The organism is Corynebacterium sp. SA-MJD20WY100 (genome assembly GCF_039822565.1).
GTDB lineage: Bacteria > Actinomycetota > Actinomycetes > Mycobacteriales > Mycobacteriaceae > Corynebacterium > Corynebacterium phoceense_A.
Genome location: NZ_JBCJKS010000007.1, coordinates 93,494 through 117,648 on the forward strand (window position 1 = coordinate 93,494; position 24,155 = coordinate 117,648).

Consider the following 24,155-nt stretch of genomic DNA (forward strand, 5'->3'; position numbering starts at 1 on the left):
CGACATCAGGCGCGTTTCGGCAGCGTCGCGTACGTCGCAAGCCCAAATCCCGGCGCGGCATGCACGACGGCGTCGACGATGGCGGCCTCGACCGCGTCAGCTGCCGCAGCGCCGAGCGCCATCATGGTCGGCGTGTCCACGCCTGCCGCCGCTGTCGGTGCCGCCGCTGTCGCGTCGGCAGGGGGAGCAGAGAGGGCGAAGATGGTGTCGCCATCGAGCGGCGAGTGCGCCGGACGCACGGCTCGGGCGATGCCGTCGTGCGCTGTAAGCGCCAAGCGCTTGGCTTGGGCCTTGGTCACTGGGGCGTCGGTGACGACCACGCCAATGGTCGTGTTGAGCTTCGACTGCTTGGGGTCCGGCACCGCGGCGTAGGCCTCCGGGTCGAGCGCCTCGAGGCTCTCCCCCGTCGCGCGCTCGTAAGCGCGGGCGCCGAAGAGCTCTCCGGTCTCGGCGTCGACGACCTCACCCGCCGGGTTCGCGACCATATAAGCGGTGACCTGATAGTTGTGAGACGGCGCATGTGCGGTGACGCTCGCGCTGCCAAAGCCGCCGCGCAGGCGGCCAGCCGTGGCGCCCGTCCCGGCGCCGACGGTGCCGGAAACCTCCAGCAGTGGTGCGAAGGCGGCATCGGAAAGCGCGGCACGCAGGGCGGCGGCGCCATCGGAGGCGGTGGGATAGTGGACCTCGCCGACGATGAGGTCGAAGATGACGGCCGCAGGGATGATGGGCACACGCGGGCCAGGGCGGTCCTCGCCGAATACAGGGAAGCCAATATCGTGCGTGGCGAGCTCGCGCATGGCGCCGTCCGCCGCAGCGAGGCCAAAGGCGGACCCACCGGAGAGAACAATGGCGTGGACGCGCTCTACCGTATTATGCGGCTCGAGAAGATCTGTCTCACGGGTGCCGGGACCGCCGCCGCGGACATCGACGGACGCGACGGCGCCCTGCGGGCCGGCGTAGAGGACGGTGACGCCCGTGTCTCCGAGCGTGGCGTGGCCGATGGAAACCATGAGCCCGACCGCCTAGTTCATCATGGCCTGGAGCAGCGAGTCCTGCGCAAAGGCGAGCCACTCGATGATGGCTTCCTGATCCGCAAGGGCTCCCTCGCCGCGCATATCGCCCGCGGCAACGTAGAGGCGCAGGTCGTTCAGGCCTGCGACAAACGCGGGGGCCTCGGATTCTTCGATGGAGACCTCGACGCCGCCGGTGGGGCCGAGTGCCTCGTTGATGACCTGGAGGTTCTGTAGCTTTGCGCGCGCGATGTCGTTTTCGTGGAGTGATCGCAGCAGCGCATTATCGCCTTCGAATTCCTCGTCTCCTTCCTTCTCAAAGTCCGGGAAGAGACGCGCGAGCGACGGATCCTCCGGGGCCTCCTTATGGCCGGAGGCAATGCCCATCATCTCCGCCAAGTCGTCCTTGGGCGCGGACTGGGCGCGCTTGATGATCGCCTCGGAAACCGTCGCCGTGAGATCGCCTATGACCTCGCGCTCGATGGGTTCAAAGCGCGTGACGTACCGCGCCGGACGCATGAGCGACTTTTTCTTCTTCCATGCCTGCATGTATTCAGTCCTGTCTGCTTTAGCCGGCCTGCTGCATGGTGGCCCACAGACCAGCAATCTGCAGCTTCTTTACGTCGGCCTCAATCTTGTCGCGCTCGCCCGTGCTCACTGCGGCCTTGCCTTCGGTATGGACCTGCATCATGAGCTCGTTCGCGCGCTTCTTGTCATAACCCAGCACGGTCTGGAAGACATAGGAGACATAGGACATGAGGTTGACCGGGTCGTCCCACACGATGCACATCCACGGTAGGTTTTCGCTCGTGGCGACATCAATCTGAATGTCTTCATCCAGCTCCGGGGTGGCCATCGGCGAACCGAGGGTCGGGTTAAGGGAGAGATTCATGGTACTTAGCCTAATCAATCTGTCCCTCTTTCGACCACAGTCCGCCCCACCGGCGCGTGAGAAAGAGCGCAATTGCCTTGCCAAGGGCGTAAATTAATCTCAGAAACTGTTTATTTCCTATTTCGAGAGCTGCATTCTCTCCCCTCCCTCTGTGAACGAACCCATCAACGTCCCCCAGCTCTGTGCCGAGCTTCGCAACGGCAATCTGAGTCTGTAGAGTCTGGTCAATCTGGTCACAACTGCGTGGACGGTCGCAGCCCTCATTGGCACTCTCTTCATCTTCGTCGGTGCCGCGAAGGACGGCTCCTCGACCCCGGCGGGTGATTCCACCGATGGACGACGTGAGATGCTGCCCAACCCCTCGCTCACCACGATCGGCGTAGCGTACGACTACAACAGCGGCTACGTCGACACCGTTGTGACGATGGAGTAAGTTCGCGAGCCCCCTGCGTTGCCGTGGTGATCTGGACTGGGGCTGGTTAAAGGCCTCACAAATATCGTGCGCCGCGTATGATTAAGCGGCATGAATGACTCTGCTTCCGCCGTTTCCTCCCCTGCCAGCCGCTCGACGGGCTTGTTGACCGATAAGTACGAGCTCACCATGCTTCAGGCAGGGCTGCGTGACGGCACCGCGCACCGTAAGGCCGCTTTCGAAGTTTTCGCCCGCCGCTTGCCGGGCGAGCGCCGCTACGGCGTGGTCGCGGGCATCCCGCGCGTGCTCAAAGCCATTGAGGACTTCCGCTTCACCGAGGAGCAGCTCGCGGACCTCGACTTCCTCGACGAGCAGACGATTGAGTATCTGCGTCATTACCGTTTCTCCGGCCAGGTGGACGGCTACCGCGAAGGCGAGCTCTACTTCCCTAATTCGCCGCTGCTTACCGTGCGCGGCACGTTTGGCGAATGCGTCATCCTTGAAACGGTCATCCTGTCCATCATGAACGCGGACTCCGCGGTGGCATCGGCAGCCTCCCGCATGGTGGTGGCCGCAGACGGCCGCCCGATCATCGAGATGGGTTCGCGCCGCACGCACGAGTACGCTGCGGTCACCGCGACCCGCGCCGCGTACCTCGCGGGCTTTACCTCCACGTCGAACCTTGAGGCAGCGTACCGCTACGGCATTCCGGCTTCTGGCACGGCGGCGCATGCGTGGACGCTCGCCCACGTCAACGATGACGGCACGCCGAACGAGGAGGCCGCTTTCCGTTCCCAGATTGAAACGGACGGCGTGGAAACCACCCTGCTCGTCGACACCTACGACATTACGAAGGGTGTGGAGACGGCCATCAAGGTCGCGGGCACGGATCTCGGCGGCGTACGCATCGACTCCGGCGACTTGGGAGCCGTGACGCGCCGCGTGCGCAAGCAACTCGATGACCTGGGCGCGCACAACACGCGCATTGTTGTTTCCTCCGACTTGGATGAGTTCTCCATTGCAGGTCTGCGCGGCGACCCGGTCGACGGCTACGGCGTGGGCACTTCCGTGGTCACAGGCTCCGGCGAGCCGACCGCGTCCATGGTCTACAAGGTTGTTGAGGTCGAGGGCCACCCCGTGGCCAAGCGTTCCTCCTCCAAGCGCTCCGTGGGCGGAGCCAAGCGCGCCATTCGCACGCACCGCTCGACTGGCGTCGCACTCGAGGAAATCGTCTTCCCCTTCGACGCGGAGCAGCCGGAAGTTCCCTCGCACCTCACGGTGCGCGAGCTCACCGTGCCGCTCATGCGCGACGGACATGTGGTCGAGGGCCTGCCCACGCTCGAGGAATCCCGAGCCTTCCTCGCTGAAATCCGCGGCACCCTGCCGTGGGAGGGCCTGGCTCTGTCCAAGGGCGATGTGCCGGTGTCAACGCGCATGGTGGGCTTCCCGCCAGCCAAGTAGTCCATCGGCTTTCTTTCCCGCACGGTGATCGCCTGACGCGTCCACGCCTCGTCGCCCTTCCGCATGTTTAGCTGCCTTCAGCACGTTGGGGCAGCAGGCTAGACTGGCCGGGTGGAGAAATCGACCGAAGAGCTTCTAGAGTCCGCCGTCGCCGCCTTGGGTGGTGCCCGCCGCGAAGGCCAGGTCCGCATGGCCAAGGCCGTGACCAAGGCCTTCGAGACCCAGCGCCACCTCGCCGTCCAGGCGGGCACCGGTACAGGTAAGTCGCTGGCCTACCTCGTCCCCTCCCTGCGTCACGCCCAAGGCGCGGAGACCTCGGTCATCGTCTCAACGGCGACGCTCGCGCTGCAGCGCCAGCTCGTCCACCGCGACCTCCCGCGGCTCACCGAGGCGCTGGCCGAGGAGATGGACCGCGAGCCCACCTTCGCCATTATGAAAGGCCGCGCGAACTACCTCTGCCTCAATAAGCTGGCGCAACCGGAGTCGCCGGAAGCCATGCTCGATGACGGCGAGGGGCTCGATGGTGGCTCATGGCGCGAGCGCGCCGCCACACGCGTCACGGAATGGGCCCAGGAAACGGAGACGGGGGACCGTGACGACCTCGAGCCGGGCGTCCCAGACGACGTGTGGAAGGCGTTTTCCGTCACCTCCCGCGAGTGCCTAGGGGCCTCGCGCTGCCCGCACGGCGAGGACTGCTTTGCAGAGCTCGCTCGCCGCGAGGCCGCGGACGCAGACGTCATCGTCACCAACCACGCGCTGCTCGCCATCGACGCGCTCTCCGAGGCCAATATCCTGCCCGACCACGATGCCGTGGTCATCGACGAGGCGCACGAACTCGATGACCGAATTACCTCCGTCACGACCGCGGAGATTACCGCCCGCGTCATCTCCATGGCGGGCAACCGCGTCAAGGCACTCGCCTCGGACTCTGGTTTGACGGACCTCGCAGAGGAATTCACCATCGTCACCGCGGAGTGCCCTGAGGGCCGCTGGACGGACATGCCCGAGCCCGTCTCCCAGCACCTCACCGGCTTGGAGGACACCCTTCGGCGCATGCGTGAAAAGATCGCCCGTGCGCCCGAAGGCGAGCAGAAGGACGACCCAGAGAAGTTCGCGGAGCGCCAGAACCTCACCAATCACCTCTCCGATCTCGCCGAGGCGGTCGCCCGCATGCGCGCCGTCTTTGCCCAAGGCAACCCGGCTGAGCACGAGGACGTCGTATGGCTCTCGCGCCGCAATGGGGACGGCCCCGCCACTCTCGCGGTCGCGCCGCTATCTGTCGCGGACCTGCTGCGCTCTACTCTCTTTGGTGAACAGACCGTCGTGCTCACCTCAGCCACGCTGGCCCTCGGCGGCCGCTTCGACGTCATGGCTGCGCAATGGGGCCTGCCCACCGGCACGTGGGATTCACTCGACGCCGGCACGCCCTTCGATCCCGCGAAGTCCGGCATCCTCTACACCGCAGCACACCTGCCGCAGCCCGGCCGCGACGGATTGTCCCCGGACACCCTCGAGGAAATCTATGAGCTCATCATGGCCGCCGGCGGGCGCACCCTCGGCCTCTTCTCCTCCCGCCGCGCCGCGATCCAGGCTGCCGATGCCCTCCGTGCCCGCCTCCCCTTCGACCTCTACGTCCAAGGAGACGACACGATCGGCGCGCTCGTCGATAAATTCGCGAAGAACGAGAATTCCTGCCTCTTCGGCACGCTCACGCTGTGGCAGGGCGTCGACGTCCCCGGACCGGCCTGCTCGCTCGTCCTCATCGACCGCATTCCGTTCCCCCGCCCCGATGATCCCCTCATGCAGGCACGCGCCGATGCCGCCAAGGCCGCGGGCCGCAACGGTTTCATGGAAGTCTCGGCGACGCACGCAGCACTCCTCATGGCACAGGGCGCCGGCCGGCTGCTGCGCCACGTCGGCGACCGTGGCGTCGTGGCCGTCCTCGACCCGCGCTTGGAGACCAAGCGTTACGGCGGCTTCCTCAAGGCCTCGATGCCGCGCTTCTGGCAAACCACGAACCCGGAGACCGTCCGCGGCGCACTCACACGGCTCGTGCAGCAGCTCTAGCTCGCGCTCGCGCCGGCCACGCGCCGGATTTCAGAACAACGAAGGCCTAGATTTTTCGAAAATCTGGGCCTTCGATGTCGTAATATTCCGGCTCCGTCGTTGCAGACTCCAGCACCAGGTGTCAGCGGCGAGCCTAGGCCGCACGAAGCGCGACCACCGTCGCCGAGTCCGGCGCAACCTCGGTGTAGCCCGCGTCGCGAACAATCACAGCACCGGGGCGTGCGCAGGCGGCCTGGAACTCAGCCGTGGGCAGCTCGCGTACGGACAGCGGGAAACCACGCTCGGCCCAGTCCTCGACCCAGGCATAAGGCTGTGCCGCGGCGAGCAGCATAGAACCGTGGCCGACCTGGGCGGCGGCCTTGCCGGCGGTCATCGCAAGTCCCTCGTCGATGTAGATGACGGGCTCGCCCGGCGTTGCGGGCCCGGGCATATCGTGCTCGAGCTCGGTGTGGCCGATCTGCAGCTTGGAGATGAGCGGGTCCACGTCTGACACCGCCGAGGGCGCAAACGCCCGAGCACGGTCAGCGACTGTTACGCCGGGCAGGTTCTGGACGTCGCGCCATGCCTTGTTGCGGGCGCGGCGGGCCACCTTGCGAATGCGGTGGCCGTACCACGCCGCGAAAGCCTCGGCATAAGCGGTGTCGTCGCCGGCACGCGGGTCAAGGCACGCCGCGACGACGGCACGTGCAGCGGCCTCGAGGACCTCCGTGCGTGTGGGCGTGTCCTGCTTGGGCAGGTTGAGGACAATCTGCATGGCTTGGATGGTCTCCGGACAGTCCGGATCCTCCGGGTCATCGCGCCAGGACCGGTCGTTGCACGCCGCGGCGAGACGCGCATGCGCTACGTGGAGGCTCATTCGGCGTCCTCAGCCCGCACGACGTCATCAGACGGGATGCCGAGGATCTGAAGGATTTCGTCCATGTACGGGTGGTTGACCTGGGCGTCGGCCACCTCGCGCAAGGCCGGCTTGGCGTTAAACGCGATACCCAGTCCGGCGGCGGTAATCATGTCGATATCGTTTGCGCCATCGCCCACCGCAATCGTGCGCGACATGGAAATGCCCGCATCCGCAGCGAACTCGCGCAAGAAGGCTTCCTTCGCCTGGCGGTCGACTACCTTGCCAATGACGCGGCCCGTGAGCTTGCCGTCCTCGATCTCCAGGGTGTTAGCACGCACGTAGTCGAGGTCCAGCTCCTTGGCCAGCCCCTCCAGCACCTGGATGAAGCCGCCCGAGACCACCGCCACGCGGTAGCCCAGGTTCTTCAGCGTGCGAATCGTTGTGCGCACGCCCGGGGTAAGCGTGAGCGACGCGGCGGTCTCGTCGATGACACTAGCCGGCAGACCCGCGAGCGTCGCAACGCGCTCACGCAGGGAATGCTCAAAATCAAGCTCGCCGCGCATGGCGCGCTCCGTGACCGCGGCAACCTCGGCCTCTTTACCGGCGTGGCCCGCGAGCATTTCGATGACCTCACCTGTGATCAACGTGGAGTCGCAGTCGAAGCAGATAAGACGACGCGAACGACGGGACAGGCCAGCGGACTCCACCGCGATGTCGATACCCAGCTGTGCCGAGAGTGCCGCCAGCGCCTTGCGCAGCGGCTCCTCCTCGCCCGGCACCGTCACAGACAGGTCGAGAGCGGTGACGGGCTCCTGCGACAGGCCGCGAATACGATCGATGTTGACATTGAAGTTGGCCAGTTCCTGCGCAACAGAAGACAGGTGAGATGCCGTGACGGGGCGACCCATGACGACCACGGCGTGAGTGGAACGCGGGCGCGGCAGGGCATCGGAAAGCTCCGCGGAAATCTGCTGCTGGTAAATGCTCAAGGTATTGCGCAGCCCCTGCTCGATATCCTCGAGGCGGTTGGGCTCCACGTCGACAAAGGCAGACAATGAAATGCGGCCCGAGAACAGGGCCTGCTCAACGTCCACGAGCTCCACGTTGTAGGAGCCGAGAACGCGGAAGAAGGCGGCGGAGACGCCAGGTTTATCCGGGCCCGTGGTGGTAATCACAGCATTAGTCATAGATAGGATTATGACCCTCTATAGGAAAAACGGCAAAAGCCGCCGCCCGTAACGGGCGGCGGCGAGAGCTTCAGGAGAGTACCGAATTAAGCGGTGATGCCCTTACCGGACGGGTTCGTGCGTGCAACGCCCTCGCGCGCGTCCGGCTTGTGGCCGGCGTGCGCCTCGACGCGCATGCGCTTCACCATGTGCGGGTAGTGCAGCTCGAAGGCCGGGCGCTCCGAACGGATGCGCGGCAGGGACACGAAGTTGTGGCGCGGCGGCGGGCAGGAGGTAGCCCACTCGAGGGAGTTGCCGTAGCCCCACGGGTCATCGACGGTGACGATCTCGCCGTAACGCCAGGACTTGAAGACGTTCCAGACACACGGGATAACGGAAGCACCGAGGACGAAGGAGAAGACGGTGGAGATCTGGTTGTAGACCGTGAAGCCGTCAGACTCGAGGTAGTCGGCGTAACGGCGCGGCATACCCATGTTGCCGACCCAGTGCTGAACCAGGAAGGTGCCGTGGAAGCCGATGAAGGTCAGCCAGAAGTGGATCTTGCCCAGGCGCTCGTCCAGCATACGGCCGGTCATCTTCGGGAACCAGAAGTACAGACCACCGAAGGCGGAGAACACGACGGTACCGAACAGCGTGTAGTGGAAGTGCGCGATGAGGAAGTAAGACTCAGCGAGGTGGAAGTCCAGTGCCGGGGAAGCCAGCATAACGCCGGTCATACCACCGAAGAGGAACGTTGCCAGGAAGCCCATGGCCCACATCATCGGGGTCTCCCAGGTGATGTGACCCTTCCACATGGTGCCGACCCAGTTGAAGAACTTCACGCCGGTCGGGACCGCGATAAGGAACGTCATGAAGGAGAAGAACGGCAGCAGGATGGCGCCCGTGACGAACATGTGGTGTGCCCACACAGCCATGGACAGGGAGCCAATCGCCAGGACGGCGAAGACAAGGCCGATGTAGCCGAAGACCGGCTTACGGGAGAAGACCGGGACGATCTCGGAGATAACGCCGAAGAACGGAAGGGCCAGGACGTAGACCTCCGGGTGACCGAAGAACCAGAAGAGGTGCTGCCACAGGATGGCGCCGCCGTTAGCGGAGTCGTAGATGTGGCCGCCAAGCTTGCGGTCGTAGAGGACGCCCAGAGCGCCAGCGGTCAGCAGCGGGAAGATCATCAGGGCGATAACAGACGCCGTGAAGATGGCCCAGGTGAAGACCGGCATACGGAACATGGTCATGCCCGGTGCGCGCATGGTCAAAATGGTGGTGACCATGTTGATAGCGGAAGCAATGGTACCGACACCGGTAGCACCGACGCCGACGATCCACATGTCAGCGCCGATACCCGGCGTGTGGACGGAGTCTGCCAGCGGCATGTACATCGTCCAGCCGAAGTCAGCAGCGCCACCAGGGGTAGCGAAACCGAGGAGCATGACGATGCCGCCGAGCAAGGTGATCCAGAAACCGAAAGAGTTCAAACGCGGGAAAGCCACGTCCGGTGCGCCGATCTGCAGCGGCAGGACGTAGTTACCGAAGCCCCAGACAACCGGGGTAGCAAACAGCAGCAGCATGACGGTGCCGTGCATGGTAAACAGCTGGTTGAACTGCTCGTTAGAGAGGAACTGCAGACCCGGGCTGAAAAGCTCGGCGCGGATGAGCAGTGCCATGAGGCCACCGAGGAAGAAGAAGCTGAAGGCCATGATCAAATACATGATGCCGAGCTGCTTGTGGTCGGTGGTGGTCAAAAACACCCAAGCCTTGGAACCGTTCTTGCCGTTTCCTTGAGGCTCCGGGCGGGTGGGCTGGACATAATTTTCCAGCCTTGGCGCCACAGCGGTCATAAAATCCTCCTGAATGTAAGACGCGTGGGACTGCAGTCCGCGCGCGCCGTTGGTTTACAGGCGTTAATAATAGGCGAGTCGGCGGGCGTTTTTCCAGCCCTTCCCAATGTTGAACATTCCGCTCACCTGCGCATGTGACACATGTGACTCACATTCCTGCAGGACGTGCACCATCCGTCGAAATAGTTCCATATCCACCCAAGGTTTTTAAGTGGTGTACCCCACAGAAACGCTGGGACGTGCCTGGGAAAAACCTACGAACTGTACCCCCGGTAGGTATCAACCGATCGGTTGATCGCCCCTGAGGCTTCAGCCCCCTACCCATTGGGCTACGCCCCCAAGACACGACGAAAGCGCCGGCACGACACCGACGCTTTCCTTATATATAGGCGCGCTGCGCGCTCCCCCGCGGCGCGCTGGCCCTGAGACTAGAAGTCCCAGTCGTCATCCGTGGTGTCCTCGGCCTTGCCGATGACGTAGGACGAACCAGAGCCCGAGAAGAAGTCATGGTTCTCGTCCGCGTTCGGCGACAGCGAGGAGAGGATGGCCGGCGATACGCGCGTCTCATCCGCCGGGAAGAGACCCTCGTAGCCCAGGTTGTTGAGCGCCTTGTTCGCGTTGTAACGCAGGAAGCGCTTGACGTCCTCAGTCCAGCCCAGGTCGTCGTACAGATCCTCGGTGTAGTCGATCTCGTTGTCGTAGAGATCGTAGAGAAGATCGAAGGTGTAGGCCTTGAGCTCTTCCTGCTCGGCCTCGCCAAGCTTCTTCACACCCTGCTGGTACTTGTAGCCGATGTAGTAACCGTGCACGGCCTCGTCGCGAATGATGAGGCGGATGATATCCGCCGTGTTGGTCAGCTTCGCGCGCGAGGAGAAGTACATGGGCAGGTAGAAGCCGGAGTAGAAAAGGAAGGACTCGAGCAGCGTCGAGGCGACCTTCTTCTTCAGCGGATCCTCGCCCTCGTAGTACGACAGGACGATCTTCGCCTTCTTCTGCAGGTTTTCATTCTCCTCAGACCAACGGAATGCGTCGTTGATCTCCGGCGTACTGGCCAACGTCATAAAGATATTGGAGTACGACTTCGCGTGGACGGACTCCATGAACGCGATATTGGTATAGACGGCCTCCTCGTGCAGCGTCTGGGAATCCGGCAACAGCGAGATAGCGCCCACGGTGCCCTGGATGGTGTCAAGCAAGGTCAGGCCGGTAAACACACGCATGGTGGTTTCCTTTTCCTTGTCATTGAGCGTCTTCCAGGACGGGATGTCATTGGACACCGGAATCTTTTCTGGCAGCCAGAAGTTGCCGGTCAGGCGATCCCAGACTTCCGCGTCCTTTTCATCCGGAACGGTGTTCCAGTTGATCGCCTTGATGGGCTTCTCATGGCTATTGACGTACGCCTCGTAATCCTGCGTCACTGCGGACTCCCCTTACTCTGTCGGAAAAGGATGTATATAACTTGTGCAAGTCTACCCGCCCGCGAACCCTCCAGCACAGCCGCAGGTCACTGGGATCAGGTAAGATTTTTATTCTGCGATCGATACCGCACAAAACCTTGTGTGCAGGTCATATTTCACATTTTTTACATGGCCTTTCGCTTCAAGTCTAGCTTTGATACGACTTACGATTTATCTTAATGATGGAGAGGCCAAGGTCTAGTTTCCACAAACTTCATATTATTCCCCCTACCTTCCCCAAAGGAGCGCACAATGACCACCTCAACCCGCGCAGAGGCGGCAGTCCCCCTCTTGTCGCACGTTCTCGATGAAATCGGTGCAGAAATCGTCACCGGCGTGATCAAGACCGATCAACGCTTCACGCTGCAGGACATTTCCGTGCGTTTCGGCATTTCACGCACCGTCGCGCGCGAGGCCATGCGCGCCCTCGAGCAGATGGGCCTGGTCATGTCCTCACGCCGAGTGGGACTTACCGTCCTCCCCATGTCCGAATGGAACGTCTTCGACCAGCAAGTCATCAACTGGCGCTTGGCCGGCGAGAAGTCCCGCGGCGCCCAGCTGCACTCCCTCAACCAGGTGCGTCTGGCCATTGAGCCCATCGCCGCGCGTCTCGCCGCCAGCACCGCCAGCGAGGAGCAGCGTGGAGAGATCCTCGATCTGGCACTGCGCCTGCACGAGCTAGAGGTCTCCCCCAGCCACCGTGTCGGCGAGGAGCTGGCTATCGATCTCCGCTTCCACGCGTCCATTCTCTACGCCTCCGGCAATGAGATGTTCGCGGCCTTGGCGCCGTCTCTGCTGGCCATGCTCAAGGGCAAGTCCGTCTACGGTTCCCGCAAGCGTGACCCCATCTCCGGCACTGTGGATCTCCACATCGAGCTGGCAGAGGCCATCCGCGATGGCAAGGCCGCTCAGGCCGAACATCTCGCCCGCGAGATTCTGGACGAGACCAGCTCCACCAGCATCTAGCCACAGGCTCCACCAGCGCCGCGCTTGCCGATGCCCCCTACCCTCGGCACAGCGCCCCCTCACCGGCGAATGCCCCGTCGCTCCATTCAGTGTGAACGGAGCGACGGGGCATTCGTCATATCGCGTGCTGCTTAGAGCATGCAGGACACGCAGCCTTCGACCTCGGTGCCCTCGAGCGCCATCTGACGCAGGCGGATGTAGTACAGGGACTTGATGCCCTTGCGCCATGCGTAAATCTGCGCCTTGTTGATGTCGCGAGTGGTCACGGTGTCCTTAAAGAAGAGCGTGAGCGACAGCGACTGGTCCACGTATTTTGTGGCCTCAGCGTAGGTGTCGATGATCTTCTCGTAGCCCACCTCGTACGCATCCTGGAAGTACTCGAGGTTGTCGTTATCCATGTGCGGAGCCGGGTAATAGACGCGGCCGATCTTGCCTTCCTTACGGATCTCGATCTTGGAGGCAATCGGGTGGATGGACGAGGTCGAGTTGTTGATGTAGGAAATCGAACCCGTCGGCGGGACGGCCTGGAGGTAGCGGTTGTAGAGGCCGTGCTCCATGACGTCTGCCTTAAGCTGCGCCCACTCGTCCGCGGTCGGGGTGTGGATCGAGGAAGAGTCGAAAAGCTCCTGGACGCGCGGGGTGCGCGGCTTGAACTCCTCCGGATCGAAGTTGTCGAAGTACGCGCCAGAGGCGTACTCGGACTTCTCGAAGTCGGCGAAGCGCACGCCGCGCTCCTTCGCAATGGCGTTGGAGGCGCGCAGCGCAGCGTACAGCACCGCCGCGAAGTAGGCGTTGGTGAAGTCCAAGCCTTCCTCCGAGCCGTAGTAGATGTGCTCGCGGCCGAGGTAGCCGTGCAGGTTCATCTGGCCCAAGCCAATAGCGTGCGCGTCATCGTTGCCCTTGCGGATGGACGGCACAGAGTTAATTGCCGTGTTATCCGAGACGGAGGTCAGTCCACGCACGGCAGTCTCCACGGTCTTGGCGAAGTCCGGGGAATCCATGGTCATCGCGATATTGAGCGATCCGAGGTTGCACGAGATATCGGAGCCCATCTTCTCGTAAGAGAGATCGTCATTGAACTCAGAGGGCTCGTTGATCTGCATGATCTCGGAGCAGAGGTTGGACATGTTAATCCAGCCGGTCTTCACCGGGGTCGCACGGTTCACGGTGTCCTCGAACATGATGTACGGGTAGCCGGATTCAAACTGGATTTCCGCAATGGTCTGGAAGAAGTGGCGCGCGTTGATCTTCTTCTTGTGGATGCGCGGATCCTCGACCATCTCGGCGTAGTGCTCGGTAATGGAGATATCGCCGAAGGCCTTGCCGTAGACGCGCTCCACGTCGTACGGGCTAAACAGGTACATATCGTCGTTCTTGCGAGCCAGCTCAAACGTGATATCCGGGATGACGACGCCGAGCGAGAGGGTCTTAATACGGATCTTCTCGTCCGCGTTCTCGCGCTTGGTGTCGAGGAAGCTCAGGATGTCCGGGTGGTGGGCGTTGAGGTACACCGCGCCGGCGCCCTGGCGAGCACCGAGCTGGTTGGCGTAGGAGAAGGAATCCTCGAGCAGCTTCATGACCGGGATGACACCGGAGGACTGGTTCTCGATATGCTTGATGGGCGCGCCGGACTCGCGGATATTCGACAGGAGCAGAGCCACGCCGCCGCCGCGCTTGGACAGCTGCAGAGCGGAGTTGATGGAGCGACCGATGGATTCCATGTTGTCCTCAATACGCAGGAGGAAGCAGGACACGAGCTCGCCGCGCTGCGCCTTACCTGCATTGAGGAAGGTCGGGGTGGCCGGCTGGAAGCGGCCGGTCATGATTTCATCCACGAGGTTCTCAGCGAGAGCCGTATCACCATCAGCGAGGAAGAGCGCCGTCATGGACACACGATCCTCGAAGCGCTCGAGGTAACGGCGGCCATCGAAGGTCTTCAGCGTGTAGGACGTGTAGTACTTGAACGCACCGAGGAAGGACTGGAAGCGGAACTTGTACGAGTACGCACGCTTGAACAGCGACTTGATGAAGGCGAAGTCATAGGCGTCGATGACGGCCTTGTCGTAGTAGTTGTTCGTGATGAGGTAGTCGATCTTTTCTTCCAGATCGTGGAAGTAGACCGTGTTCTGGTTGACGTGCTGAAGGAAGTACTGGTTTGCCGCCTCACGGTCCTTGTCGAACTGGATGCGACCGTTCTCGTCATAGAGGTTAAGAAGCGCGTTGAGCGCGTGGTAATCGAGTTGCTGCTCCTGGGTGACCGGTTCCGGAACGGTCTTTCCTACAAGATTCGACACGTATGAGCCCTTCCTAAAATTCGTGGGGTATAACGACTGCGTACGCCCACTTTAGTTTTGCTTGGCCACGGCCGCAGGGCACGTGGTCACAGCACTGAACTGATAAACCCCCGGCAGGCGCAGACGGCGCCTGGCCGAGGGATGGAAATATGAAGTTTTACGCCGCCTCGAGGCCCAGATCCTGGGCCGCTCCCAGGAGACCCTCGCGGCACAGACGAACATCCTCGTCCGTACCCAGGAGCTCGAAGCGATAGACATAGGGAACCTTGCACTTGGCAGCGATAACATCGCCCGCCTTGCCAAAGTCTGCACCGAAGTTCGAGTTTCCGCCGGCAATCACCGCGCGGATAAGCGAACGGTTGTGTTCGTCATTAAGGAAACGAATGACCTGTGGCGGCACAGGACGCGAGTTCTGGTGCGAGATGCTCGCGCCGCCACCATAGGTGGGACACACCAGCACATACGGCTCATCAACGAGGAGCGGCTCTTCCGACTTGCGGAGGGGAATGCGGGCGCTGGGCAGACCAAGTTTGTCTACGAAGCGGCGCGTATTTTCCGTGGCGGAGGAGTAATACACGACCAACATGGTGCGACCTCCTTTGTTTGTGCGGTATGAAATAGTGCTGCGCGGCTCACGAGGAGACCACGCTGCCGGAGCTAGCCAGAACTAGGCAGCAGCCTTCGCCAGGGACTTGATGCGGTCCGGACGGAAGCCAGACCAGTGCTCACCGTCGACCTCGACGACCGGTGCGGCGACGTAGCCGAGAGCCATGATGTAGTCACGAGCCTCGTCATCCATGGAGACATCGATGATGTTGTACTCAAGACCTGCGCGGTCGAGAGCCTTCTTCGTAGCGTTGCACTGGACGCAAGCGGGCTTGGTGTAAACGGTGATAGACATAGCGGCGATTCCCTTAAGATAAAGCTGAGTTTCTCGGTCGTTGAAGGCGTGTGCGATTGCGTCGCAGCGGGCCCATTTCCTCCTTCCCCGGAGGACTGCTGACCGCCACAAGCGAGCGCCTTAGCTCGACCGCTTCAACATGAATGACACTATACTTTGTGGCCATATGCCGCAACCGATACTAGATATAGTAGTTACAGGGGTGGAATTCCCAGCTGGGCACTGCCCCCAGCCCTACATGTTGGTAGCCGCTTCACACCCACGAAGTTACACACATGGAATTCCCCAGACTTATCCACAACCCGTCCCTGGGAAATTCACAGGGCATGTGAGCAACGTCACATTTTTTGTGCAACCGCCATCCCCTGCCGGACGTTCCCCGATAGCCTGTGACGTCGCTCAACGCCGCCGAACTCGTGCCATCGCCCCTTCTCCCCTGCCTTCGCGTTAGGCGCACACTGCCAGGCCCCTCGCGGCCAGAACGGCCCGCACGACAGCCCGCACTCCCACAGGGATGACTACGCCCCGGAGCCACAACCCAGCCGACCCTAGCGTGACCCTCACACTCCGTCGATTCGACTTTCGTCCATTTCCCCAGCCACCCCAAGGCTAAGACAAAACGCACTGCGCCCCGCGGCCACAAAACCGTGGCGCGGGGCGCAGTGAAAGATGTGCAGTTCTTAGCCCTGGCGAGCCTTGAAGCGCGGATCCTTCTTGTTGATCACGAAGACCTTGCCGTGACGGCGCACAACCTGAGCGCCCGGCTTGTTCTTCAGCGACCGAAGCGACTTGCGGACCTTCATCGGGCGCTCCTTTCGTTATGCGCTATAAATAAACAGCGGGTGAATAATATAGCATGACACATACGCGTCATGACACGAGGTGAAATGTTACCCCACGCCCTGCCCATACACCAAAACGCTTAGTCTTCGGAGTAGCGACGCCGCAGGGTGCGGCCCACCTCTTCAAGACTGCGGCCCATCGTTTCCGGTACGAGCGCACGCGTATAACCCATGGCCACGATACCCAGCACGCCGAGGATCGCGAAGGCTATGGGACCGGTGAGCCACTCGACCAGCGGCAAAAAGAATTGTGCCACGACCCAGTTCGCGGCCCAGAGGGTCAGCCCCGCGATACCCATGCCCAGCCCGCGCACGCGCAGCGGCACGAGCTCAGAGATGAGCAGCCAGGTCGTGGGCGAGACGGCGGCCTGCTGCGAGGCAATGAAGACCGCCATGAAGATGAGCGGGACCATGGCCATGACCGTGGAGTCTTCCGCAAAGGAATAGACCACGGCGAGGATAAAGAGGGACACGGTGTTACCCGCGAGGCCGATGAGAAGAAGGCGCCGGCGGCCAATCCGGTCGACGACGTGGAGCCCGGCCCAGCACGCAACCACGGAGACGACACCGATGAGCATGGAGGTGTAGACAGAGTTCTGCGTCGAGATGCCCACGTGGTTCATCATCGTCGGGGCGAAGTACACGATGGCGTTCACCCCGGTGATCTGTTGCGTAAGCCCCATGAGCATGGCCAGACCTACCGAGACGCGCATCCAGCGACTGCTGAGGAGCTCGCGTAGCTGCGTGCCGACAGACGGGGCGGCGTCATCCGTATCCATGTCAGGAACAGACATATTGGTTCGGCACGCCACGCGTGCGGCGGTGCGGCTGTGGCCGTGCTGCGTGAGCCACGTGGGAGTCTCCGGGAGGAAGGCCATGCCCACGGCGAGCAGGGTGCCAGGAACGGCAGCAAGCCCCAACATGAGGCGCCAGTTGCCGCCGCTGGCCAAGGCGGAGTTCACGAGATAGGCGGCGAGCTGCCCCACCACGATCATGAGAGTGTTGAGCGAGACCATGCGTCCGCGCACGCGGGCGGGAACCATCTCCGCGATATACATGGGCGACACGATGGACACGGTGCCGACGGCGACGCCGAGGAAGGCGCGGGCGCAGGCAAGCCCCGCTATGGATACCGACAGGGCACACCACACTGAGCCCAGGACGAAGACAATGCCGCCGAGGATGAGGGTGATGCGGCGGCCGAGGAGGTCTGCGACGCGGCCGGCCGCGAGCGCGCCCAGGGCCGCGCCGATGAGCAGCGTGGAGGTCACCAGCCCTTCCTGGTGAGCAGTCATGCCAAACTCCGGCGCAATAAAAAGGAGGGCCCCGGACATGACGCCTGTGTCATAGCCGAAAAGTACTCCGCCGAGCGCGGCTATGCCCGCGACAAGGCGAATGTAAGTGCGTTCATTCACGAGCAGCTATTGTTCCAGCCCACTACAATGGGCTGCATGTCTACTACCAACGGAAATCTCCAGTCCACCATCATAAAAGAGCTGGGTGTTAAGCCCTTTATCGATCCAGACCGAGAGATTGAGACCCGCGTCACCTACCTCGTGGACTACCTGCGCACGACCGGCGCGAAGGGCTTTGTCCTTGGCATTTCCGGCGGCCAGGATTCCGCTCTCGCCGGCAAGCTCGCCCAGCTGGCGTGCGACCGCGTCGACGGCGCGGAGTTCTACGCCGTGCGCCTGCCCCACGGCGTGCAGGCGGACGAGGAGGACGCGCAGATGGCGTTGCGGTTTATTGAGCCGGATCACTCCCTCACGGTCAATATCAAGGACGCAACGACGGCGCTTGATGACGCAGTCGCAGAGCAGCTGGGTAAGGCCGACCTTGGCGACTTCAACCGTGGCAACGTGAAGGCTCGCCTACGCATGACGGCGCAGTACGCGCTCGCCGGCGAGGTGGGCGCGCTCGTGCTCGGAACGGATCACGCCGCAGAAAATGTCACAGGATTCTTCACCAAGTGGGGCGACGGCGCAGCGGATCTGCTGCCGCTTGAGGGACTCAATAAGCGCCAGGGTGCAGCGCTCCTCCAGGCTCTCGGCGCGCCGGACTCCACGTGGAAAAAGGTCCCCACGGCCGACCTCGAGGAGGACAGGCCACAGCTGCCGGACGAGCAGGCGCTCGGCGTGACGTATACCGACATCGATGATTTCCTGGAAGGCAAGGAGGTCTCACCCGCTGCGCAGGAGCGCATCGAAGAGCTGTGGCGCCGCGGCGCACACAAGCGCCGCATGCCAGGCGGTCCGGTCACTAATTAAGCGTCACCAATGAGGCGGACACTCCGCCGCAGGCGGCGCTAGCGCAAGAGCTCGAGCGTCGCCTGTGCCGCGCGCGTCAGTGGCTGGGCGTAGGCGGGGCCATGTGTCTGCGCGTGCACTGCGAGCGGATGAAGCTGGTGGAGCGGGAGCTGCTCCCAGATATCCTCCGGTGCGTCATAGCCGCCAAAGATCTCGTCGAGCAAGGGGGCATCGAACAGCGCGAGCATGCCCAAGTCGGTGTAGGGGTGACCACCGTGCGCGGCGGGGTCAATCATGACGCCGCGCACTCGCCCGCCCGGGGTCGGGGTGAAGATGAGGTTGCCGGACCACAAGTCGCCGTGGAGGCGCGCGGGGGCGACGTCCCAGTCACGGGCAGCGATGGCGTCGCAGGCGCGCTCCACGAGGGCGAGGGCCTGCGCGGTGAGGTTGCCCACCCGTGCGGCGGCGCGGGCGAAGGGGCGCACGCGTTGCTCTGCGTAGAACTCGCCCCAGTTATCCGTCGGCTCGCAAGGCTGCTCGATGCTGCCAATGTACGTTCGTCCGGCCCAGCCCGCGGGAGGGGCGCCGAAGGCGGGCGCACCGGCTTGGTGGAGGCGACGGAGTGCCGCACCGAACTCGTGCGCCGCGCGTGGAGTGGCCCGCACCCCGGCGAGCCTTTCGATAGTGAGCTCCGTCCCGCCGACGCTGAGGACGGGCACGACGGAGCCTGGGACGGCATCGGCAAGCCAGGCCAATCCCGCGGCCTCATAGCCAGCCTGGGCAGGCACCTGGGTGCGCTTGATAAAGACGTCGTCGCGGTTGCTCATACCTTTAAGAGTACAAAAGCCGCCACGCGAGTGCGTGGCGGCTTTCATGTGACGTGGAGCTAACGGGATTCGAACCCGTGACCCCCACACTGCCAGTGTGGTGCGCTACCAGCTGCGCCATAGCCCCTTGAGTGGTATGAAATTATATAAGTGGAGCTAACGGGATTCGAACCCGTGACCCCCACACTGCCAGTGTGGTGCGCTACCAGCTGCGCCATAGCCCCTCATACGAGGTGCGAACTACCGGAGGAATCTCCACTAGTCGCAACTCGCATTAATGTACACGCGGTGCGTGCAGGCTACCAAATCGCCTGCACGCAGGCACCGCCTGCGAGGTATTAATCCTTGAGACCCTGAGCCTTTTCGACCCAGGTGGTGATGTCCTCATTGTCGCCAATGAGGTCCTTGCCGTCGTGGATGACGCGTGGGGACGAGACCTGGCCGGTCTCCTCCTTCAGCTCCATGGCGTTGGACGCAGCGATGTCGCCGCCGTCTGCCTTGAGGTCGGCGTCCTTGATGGCGTCGACGGTGGCGTCGTCTGCGCCGAACTGCTTGGCGGCGTCAGCAAAGTCCTTCATCTCCCACTTGTTGTACACGACCTGCTGGTCGACCATGAGCGTGTTACGCAGGTTCCAGTAGGCAGCAGCATTGCCGGACTTGGCGAGCTCGATGGTCGCGGCAACGCCCTTGGTGGAGTGGCCGGTAGCACCGGCGAGGGTGGCCTCGTCGAGGGAGCCCGAGACGTCGAGGAAGTTGAGCGGGCGGATAGCCACATTGAGGGAGCCATCCTCGATGGCGGTCTTCATGTCGCCATCGGTGGCGACAGCCAGATCAGCGCAGTGTGGGCACGAGAAGTCCTCGAAGAGCTCGACCGTCGGAGTGTCCTTCGTGGCCTTCTCCGAGGACAGGGTGATGGCGCCGTCGGCGTACTCAACGGTCATGTTCACGTCCTGCTGCTCGCGCTCGGCTAGGCTGGCCGTCTTGGCACCCTGGCCGTTCCACACGATGTAGCCGATGACGGCGGCAACGATAACGAGCAGGGCAGCGATGGCCCAGATAAAGCCCGAGGAGCCCTTGGCGTTCGGGTCAGTGACTTTGGTACTCACGAAATTTCCTTATTAGTTGGGTCTGATGACGACGAGGTCGTTGCAAACGTCTGTCAGGGTACTATGAAGGGCCGCGTTTGTGCAGGTTGTGTAACGCACAGCACGCAGCCAGACGAGAGATTATGCGTGGATAGCCCACTTCTTAAACGGGCGGTAGATGGTCCACACCGTGAGGAATACAAAGAGGAAGTCACGGGCAATGGAGGTCGCGAAGTGCGCCGCCGTGGGATTGGAGCTGGGCTGCACGCCGAAGCATCCGCACTCGATATTGAGACCGCGCGCCCACGCCTGCCCCATACCAATGATAAAGAGGATGAGCACGATGGTTGCGACCTTCGAAGACTGCTTGAGGAAGATGCCCAGCAGCAACAGGACGCCGCCGGCAATCTCCAGAGGGCCGATGATGGTCGCAAGATAGCCCGAAAACTCCGGGGTGAAAATCTTGTACGCGGTGATCGACTGGCTCGTGTCCATGTACGTGTTGACCTTATGGAGTCCAGCCTTGATCCACACGAACGCCATATAGAAGCGGGCCACGAAGCTGATGATGTCTAACGCCAGCGTTTTATTTAACTTAGATTTCACCCTGTTCACTTTACGCCTAAACTCCTAAAACTTGGGAAACCACAGCTTGGGCCTCCTCTTGAACCCGCGCGAGGTGCTCTTCTCCAAGGAAGGACTCCGCGTAAATCTTGTACTTATCTTCGGTACCAGACGGGCGCGCAGCAAACCATGCGTTCTCCGTCACAACCTTGAGCCCACCGATGGCGGCACCGTTGCCAGGGGCCTCCGTGAGCTTGGCGGTAATCGGCTCGCCGGCGAGTTCGCTCGCCGTGACCTGCTCGGGGCTCAGGGATTTGAGCACGGCCTTCTGCTCGCGGTTCGCGGGGGCATCGGTACGCGCGTAGGCGGGCGCACCAAACTCGGCGGCCAATTCGGCGTAGCGCTGGGAGGGCGTCTTGCCGGTCACGGCGATGATTTCAGCGGCCAGCAGGTCGAGGATGAGGCCGTCCTTATCCGTGGACCACACGGAACCATCGAAGCGAAGGAAGGACGCGCCAGCGGACTCCTCGCCGCCGAAGCCAATCTCGCCAGAGATAAGGCCGTCCACGAACCACTTGAAGCCCACGGGGACCTCAACGAGGCGGCGGCCGTGGGATTCGACCACGCGGTCGATCATGGAGGAGGAGACGAGCGTCTTGCCGATTCCGACGTTCTCGTCCCAGCCCGGGCGGTGTTGGAGCAGGTAGTCGATGGCGACGGCGAGGTAGTGGTTGGGGTTCATCAGGCCCGCGTCCGGGGTGACGATGCCGTGGCGGTCCGAGTCTGCGTCATTACCCGTCGCAATGTCATACTTGTCGCGGTTGGCCACGAGCGAGGCCATGGCGTTGGGCGAGGAGCAGTCCATACGGATCTTGCCGTCCGTGTCGAGCGTCATGAAGCGGAAAGTGCCGTCCACCTCAGGGTTGACGACCTCGAGGTTAATGCCGTACTCATCCGCGATGACCTGCCAGTAATCCACGGAGGCACCGCCCATGGGGTCCGCGCCGATGTGCACGCCGGCCTTCGCAATGGCCTCCATGTCGACCACATTCTTGAGATCCGCGACGTACTCGGCACGGAAATCATGTGCGTGAGCGCGCTCATCGAGGACGCCGGAGACCGGGGTGCGCTGCACGCCCTCGAGCTCGGCGCGCAGGTAGTCGTTGGCGCGGCCCGCAATCCAATCGGTGGCCTCGGCGCCGGCAGGGCCGCCGTTGGTCGGGTTGTACTTGAATCCGCCATCGCGCGGCGGGTTGTGGGACGGGGTGATGACAATGCCGTCGGAGCCCGGATGGGTAAGGATGGCGTGGCTCACGGCCGGGGTAGGCGTGTAGCGGCCGGCGGAATCCACCATGACCTCGACGCCGTTGGCGAGCAGCACCTCGAGCGCGGAGACCATGGCTGGCTCGGAGAGCGCGTGCGTGTCACGGCCGATAAAAAGCGGTCCAGTGACGCGCTCCTGAGTGCGGTAGTCGACGATGGCCTGGGTGATCGCCAGGATGTGGTCCTCGTTGAAGGCATGGTCGAGCGAGGAGCCGCGGTGGCCAGAGGTGCCAAACACGACTTCCTGGCCGGCGACCGCAACATCGGGGTGCAGCGAGTAGTAGGCGGTGACGACAGACGCGATGTCAATAAGATCAGAAGGCTGAGCCGGCTGCCCGGCGCGCTCGTGGGCCATGAGTGAGGACTCCTTTTCATGGGAAAGGCGAATGAGGTTGTCTCCTCCATCCTCCCCCGTCGCGCTGGACATTGCAGGGAAAATCTACCCCCGTTTAAGGGTCAGTCCGCGAAACGACAACGCGACTACCTGTCGCCCGGTAGTTTCTTTGCCATGGATTCGCTGCAGACTCTCTTCGACACCATCGGCGGCGTCGTCTGGGGCCCCTTCGTCCTTATCCCGCTATTGCTGGGTACGGGCCTGTGGCTCACCATTCGACTGGGCGGCATTCAGTTCCGCACCCTGGGCCGCGCGATGCGCCATGCCTTCATCGACGGAAACTCCGACTCAGACTCGACCGAAGGCGACATTTCTAACTATCAGGCTCTCACCACGGCGCTTGCCGCGACGGTCGGTGTGGGCAACATCGTGGGCGTGGCCACCGCTATCTCCGTGGGCGGCCCCGGCTCGCTGTTTTGGATCTGGGTCACCGGCCTCGTCGGCATGGCCTCTAAGTACACGGAGGCCTATCTCGGTGTGCGCTTCCGTACGACGGACGCCAAGGGCGAGCAGTCCGGCGGCCCGCAGTACTACCTGAAGCGCGGCATCCCGGGCCCGCTGGGCACGATCCTTGCCTTCCTCTTCGCCATCTTCGCGGTCTTCGCCTCCTTCGGCATTGGTAACCTCACGCAGGCTAACGCGGTGGCCACCAACATGGAATCCGCCTTCGGTGTTTCTCCGGTGCTCTCCGGTGTCATCATGTTCATCGCGCTGGGCGCGGTGCTCCTCGGTGGCATCCAGGCCATCGGCAAAATCACCTCAGCGTTCGTGCCGCTCATGATCGTCGTCTACATCCTGGGCGGCATCACCGTGCTCATCGTCGACGTGGCGCAGATTCCGGATGCCTTGTCGCTCATCTTCACCGACGCCTTCACTGGCACCGCAGCCGTGGGTGGCTTCACCGGCTCCGCCATCATCCAGGTCATCCAGTTCGGTGTCGCCCGCGGCATCTTCTCCAACGAGTCCGGCATGGGTTCCGCCGCCATCGCCGCCGCCGCGGCGAAGACCCCGCACCCGGCGCGCCAGGGCTTGGTCTCCATGACGCAGACCTTCATCGACACCATCGTCGTTGTCACCATCACGGGCCTCGTGATCGTCGTTTCCGGCGTGTGGGACCAGGGCCGCGAGAACGCCGGCACCATGACTGCAGATGCCTTCGCCGCAGCGCTGCCGGGCCACTGGGGCGGCACGGTGGTCTCCGTGTCCATCATCTTCTTCGCGTTCTCCACCATCATCGGCTGGTCCTACTACGGTGAGCGCTCGCTCGAGTCCCTCGTCGGCCGCCACGGCACCGTCCCCTACCGCATGATCTTCACCATCGTCGTCTTCCTCGGCGCCGTCACGGAGCTCGACGTCGTGTGGTCCTTCTCCGATATGGCCAACGGCCTCATGGCGCTGCCGAACCTCGTGGGCTTGCTCATCCTCTCGGGTCTCGTTGCTCGCGAGACGCGCGCCTACCTCAAGTTCGACCCGAAGCTGTCCAAACCGGTCGAGGAGGTCCAGGAGTTCGTCCGCTCCCAGCACATGGACTGGAAGTAGTAGACTCCGCTG

At 62.8% G+C, this 24,155-nt stretch carries 21 protein-coding genes and 2 tRNA genes; 5 read left to right on the top strand and 18 right to left on the bottom strand.

All coding sequences use genetic code 11. From position 1 onward, the window contains the following. Positions 1–5: 5 nt before the first annotated feature. The 3 genes from ABJ196_RS05700 to clpS are packed head-to-tail and all read right to left on the bottom strand — an operon-like array spanning position 6 to position 1,902. Entirely contained in the window at positions 6–1,010 is a 1,005-nt protein-coding gene (locus ABJ196_RS05700) for a P1 family peptidase (RefSeq protein ID WP_347305595.1), read from the bottom strand. Positions 1,011–1,022: 12 nt separating this feature from the next. Next, positions 1,023–1,559: a DUF2017 domain-containing protein gene (locus tag ABJ196_RS05705; protein ID WP_066491496.1), complete on the bottom strand. Its 537-nt coding sequence runs from the start codon at positions 1,557–1,559 to the stop codon at positions 1,023–1,025. A gap of 19 nt (positions 1,560–1,578) precedes the next feature. Then, positions 1,579–1,902, bottom strand: a complete 324-nt coding sequence (gene clpS / locus ABJ196_RS05710; RefSeq protein ID WP_066491494.1) for an ATP-dependent Clp protease adapter ClpS — start codon at positions 1,900–1,902, stop codon at positions 1,579–1,581. A 523-nt stretch (positions 1,903–2,425) separates the two neighbouring features. Here clpS and ABJ196_RS05715 point away from each other — a divergent pair. Both ABJ196_RS05715 and ABJ196_RS05720 read left to right on the top strand, forming a co-directional pair. After that, positions 2,426–3,775 carry a nicotinate phosphoribosyltransferase gene (locus tag ABJ196_RS05715; RefSeq protein ID WP_347305596.1) on the top strand — a complete coding sequence of 450 codons (1,350 nt, stop codon included), beginning with the start codon at positions 2,426–2,428 and terminating at the stop codon, positions 3,773–3,775. 111 nt (positions 3,776–3,886) lie between these two features. Beyond that, on the top strand, positions 3,887–5,842 hold the full coding sequence (locus ABJ196_RS05720; RefSeq protein WP_347305597.1) for an ATP-dependent DNA helicase: 1,956 nt from the start codon (positions 3,887–3,889) through the stop codon (positions 5,840–5,842). 133 nt (positions 5,843–5,975) lie between these two features. Here ABJ196_RS05720 and ABJ196_RS05725 read toward each other — a convergent pair whose 3' ends face one another. From ABJ196_RS05725 to nrdF, 4 genes are all read right to left on the bottom strand, one after another. Further along, positions 5,976–6,698: a peptidyl-tRNA hydrolase gene (locus tag ABJ196_RS05725; protein WP_347305598.1), complete on the bottom strand. Its 723-nt coding sequence runs from the start codon at positions 6,696–6,698 to the stop codon at positions 5,976–5,978. Then, the gene (serB, locus tag ABJ196_RS05730; protein WP_347305599.1) at positions 6,695–7,867 is read right to left on the bottom strand and encodes a phosphoserine phosphatase SerB; all 1,173 of its coding nucleotides are present in this window, start codon (positions 7,865–7,867) and stop codon (positions 6,695–6,697) included. Before serB ends, ABJ196_RS05725 begins: the two co-directional genes overlap by 4 nt. Before the next feature lie 86 nt (positions 7,868–7,953). After that, positions 7,954–9,705, bottom strand: a complete 1,752-nt coding sequence (ctaD, locus tag ABJ196_RS05735) for a cytochrome c oxidase subunit I (RefSeq protein WP_257054133.1) — start codon at positions 9,703–9,705, stop codon at positions 7,954–7,956. 428 nt (positions 9,706–10,133) lie between these two features. Next, positions 10,134–11,123, bottom strand: coding sequence for a class 1b ribonucleoside-diphosphate reductase subunit beta (nrdF, locus tag ABJ196_RS05740; protein WP_066491475.1), 990 nt, complete (start codon positions 11,121–11,123; stop codon positions 10,134–10,136). Positions 11,124–11,414: 291 nt separating this feature from the next. Here nrdF and ABJ196_RS05745 point away from each other — a divergent pair, with 291 nt between their 5' ends. Next, complete coding sequence (locus tag ABJ196_RS05745; protein WP_347305600.1) at positions 11,415–12,128, top strand: FCD domain-containing protein; 714 nt, start codon at positions 11,415–11,417, stop codon at positions 12,126–12,128. A 131-nt stretch (positions 12,129–12,259) separates the two neighbouring features. Here ABJ196_RS05745 and nrdE read toward each other — a convergent pair whose 3' ends face one another. From nrdE to ABJ196_RS05770, 5 genes are all read right to left on the bottom strand, one after another. Beyond that, complete coding sequence (gene nrdE / locus ABJ196_RS05750; RefSeq protein ID WP_347305601.1) at positions 12,260–14,422, bottom strand: class 1b ribonucleoside-diphosphate reductase subunit alpha; 2,163 nt, start codon at positions 14,420–14,422, stop codon at positions 12,260–12,262. Positions 14,423–14,579: 157 nt separating this feature from the next. Continuing rightward, on the bottom strand, positions 14,580–15,008 hold the full coding sequence (gene nrdI, locus ABJ196_RS05755) for a class Ib ribonucleoside-diphosphate reductase assembly flavoprotein NrdI (protein ID WP_347305602.1): 429 nt from the start codon (positions 15,006–15,008) through the stop codon (positions 14,580–14,582). A gap of 81 nt (positions 15,009–15,089) precedes the next feature. Continuing rightward, a complete protein-coding gene (nrdH, locus tag ABJ196_RS05760; protein ID WP_066491460.1) occupies positions 15,090–15,323 on the bottom strand; it encodes a glutaredoxin-like protein NrdH in 234 nt (77 codons plus the stop codon). 680 nt (positions 15,324–16,003) lie between these two features. Beyond that, positions 16,004–16,126: a type B 50S ribosomal protein L36 gene (ykgO, locus tag ABJ196_RS05765; RefSeq protein WP_012732041.1), complete on the bottom strand. Its 123-nt coding sequence runs from the start codon at positions 16,124–16,126 to the stop codon at positions 16,004–16,006. A 119-nt stretch (positions 16,127–16,245) separates the two neighbouring features. Then, a complete protein-coding gene (locus tag ABJ196_RS05770; protein WP_347305603.1) occupies positions 16,246–17,580 on the bottom strand; it encodes a sugar porter family MFS transporter in 1,335 nt (444 codons plus the stop codon). A 27-nt stretch (positions 17,581–17,607) separates the two neighbouring features. On the opposite strand from ABJ196_RS05770, the gene nadE reads away from it, so the two are divergent. Beyond that, positions 17,608–18,432 (top strand): ammonia-dependent NAD(+) synthetase, encoded by an 825-nt coding sequence (nadE, locus tag ABJ196_RS05775; protein WP_306430239.1) that lies wholly within the window; start codon positions 17,608–17,610, stop codon positions 18,430–18,432. Positions 18,433–18,470: 38 nt separating this feature from the next. On the opposite strand, the gene ABJ196_RS05780 is transcribed toward nadE, so the two are convergent. The 6 genes from ABJ196_RS05780 to pgm form a co-directional block, all read right to left on the bottom strand. Next, positions 18,471–19,238, bottom strand: coding sequence for a fructosamine kinase family protein (locus ABJ196_RS05780; protein WP_347305604.1), 768 nt, complete (start codon positions 19,236–19,238; stop codon positions 18,471–18,473). Between the two features lie 54 nt (positions 19,239–19,292). Further along, positions 19,293–19,365: transfer RNA gene (locus tag ABJ196_RS05785), tRNA-Ala, on the bottom strand. 24 nt (positions 19,366–19,389) lie between these two features. Continuing rightward, positions 19,390–19,462, bottom strand: a tRNA-Ala gene (locus ABJ196_RS05790). A 114-nt stretch (positions 19,463–19,576) separates the two neighbouring features. After that, positions 19,577–20,344 carry a thioredoxin domain-containing protein gene (locus ABJ196_RS05795; protein ID WP_347305605.1) on the bottom strand — a complete coding sequence of 256 codons (768 nt, stop codon included), beginning with the start codon at positions 20,342–20,344 and terminating at the stop codon, positions 19,577–19,579. A 120-nt stretch (positions 20,345–20,464) separates the two neighbouring features. Next, a complete protein-coding gene (locus tag ABJ196_RS05800) occupies positions 20,465–20,929 on the bottom strand; it encodes a DoxX family protein (RefSeq protein WP_347305606.1) in 465 nt (154 codons plus the stop codon). A gap of 16 nt (positions 20,930–20,945) precedes the next feature. Further along, positions 20,946–22,565 (bottom strand): phosphoglucomutase (alpha-D-glucose-1,6-bisphosphate-dependent), encoded by a 1,620-nt coding sequence (pgm, locus tag ABJ196_RS05805; RefSeq protein ID WP_347305607.1) that lies wholly within the window; start codon positions 22,563–22,565, stop codon positions 20,946–20,948. 153 nt (positions 22,566–22,718) lie between these two features. On the opposite strand from pgm, the gene ABJ196_RS05810 reads away from it, so the two are divergent. Continuing rightward, positions 22,719–24,143 (top strand): sodium:alanine symporter family protein, encoded by a 1,425-nt coding sequence (locus tag ABJ196_RS05810; RefSeq protein WP_347305608.1) that lies wholly within the window; start codon positions 22,719–22,721, stop codon positions 24,141–24,143. Positions 24,144–24,155: the final 12 nt, after the last annotated feature.

What these genes read in the sequence shown, in the direction of transcription:
- ABJ196_RS05780 (WP_347305604.1), bottom strand. Translation starts at nt 19,238, where the DNA reads ATGAGCAACCGCGACGACGTCTTTATCAAGCGCACCCAGGTGCCTGCC.
- ABJ196_RS05745 (WP_347305600.1), top strand. Translation starts at nt 11,415, where the DNA reads ATGACCACCTCAACCCGCGCAGAGGCGGCAGTCCCCCTCTTGTCGCAC.
- ABJ196_RS05725 (WP_347305598.1), bottom strand. Translation starts at nt 6,698, where the DNA reads ATGAGCCTCCACGTAGCGCATGCGCGTCTCGCCGCGGCGTGCAACGAC.
- nadE (WP_306430239.1), top strand. Translation starts at nt 17,608, where the DNA reads ATGGGCTGCATGTCTACTACCAACGGAAATCTCCAGTCCACCATCATA.
- ykgO (WP_012732041.1), bottom strand. Translation starts at nt 16,126, where the DNA reads ATGAAGGTCCGCAAGTCGCTTCGGTCGCTGAAGAACAAGCCGGGCGCT.
- ABJ196_RS05705 (WP_066491496.1), bottom strand. Translation starts at nt 1,559, where the DNA reads ATGCAGGCATGGAAGAAGAAAAAGTCGCTCATGCGTCCGGCGCGGTAC.
- ctaD (WP_257054133.1), bottom strand. Translation starts at nt 9,705, where the DNA reads ATGACCGCTGTGGCGCCAAGGCTGGAAAATTATGTCCAGCCCACCCGC.
- nrdI (WP_347305602.1), bottom strand. Translation starts at nt 15,008, where the DNA reads ATGTTGGTCGTGTATTACTCCTCCGCCACGGAAAATACGCGCCGCTTC.
- serB (WP_347305599.1), bottom strand. Translation starts at nt 7,867, where the DNA reads ATGACTAATGCTGTGATTACCACCACGGGCCCGGATAAACCTGGCGTC.
- ABJ196_RS05715 (WP_347305596.1), top strand. Translation starts at nt 2,426, where the DNA reads ATGAATGACTCTGCTTCCGCCGTTTCCTCCCCTGCCAGCCGCTCGACG.
- nrdH (WP_066491460.1), bottom strand. Translation starts at nt 15,323, where the DNA reads ATGTCTATCACCGTTTACACCAAGCCCGCTTGCGTCCAGTGCAACGCT.
- pgm (WP_347305607.1), bottom strand. Translation starts at nt 22,565, where the DNA reads ATGGCCCACGAGCGCGCCGGGCAGCCGGCTCAGCCTTCTGATCTTATT.
- clpS (WP_066491494.1), bottom strand. Translation starts at nt 1,902, where the DNA reads ATGAATCTCTCCCTTAACCCGACCCTCGGTTCGCCGATGGCCACCCCG.
- ABJ196_RS05810 (WP_347305608.1), top strand. Translation starts at nt 22,719, where the DNA reads ATGGATTCGCTGCAGACTCTCTTCGACACCATCGGCGGCGTCGTCTGG.
- ABJ196_RS05700 (WP_347305595.1), bottom strand. Translation starts at nt 1,010, where the DNA reads ATGGTTTCCATCGGCCACGCCACGCTCGGAGACACGGGCGTCACCGTC.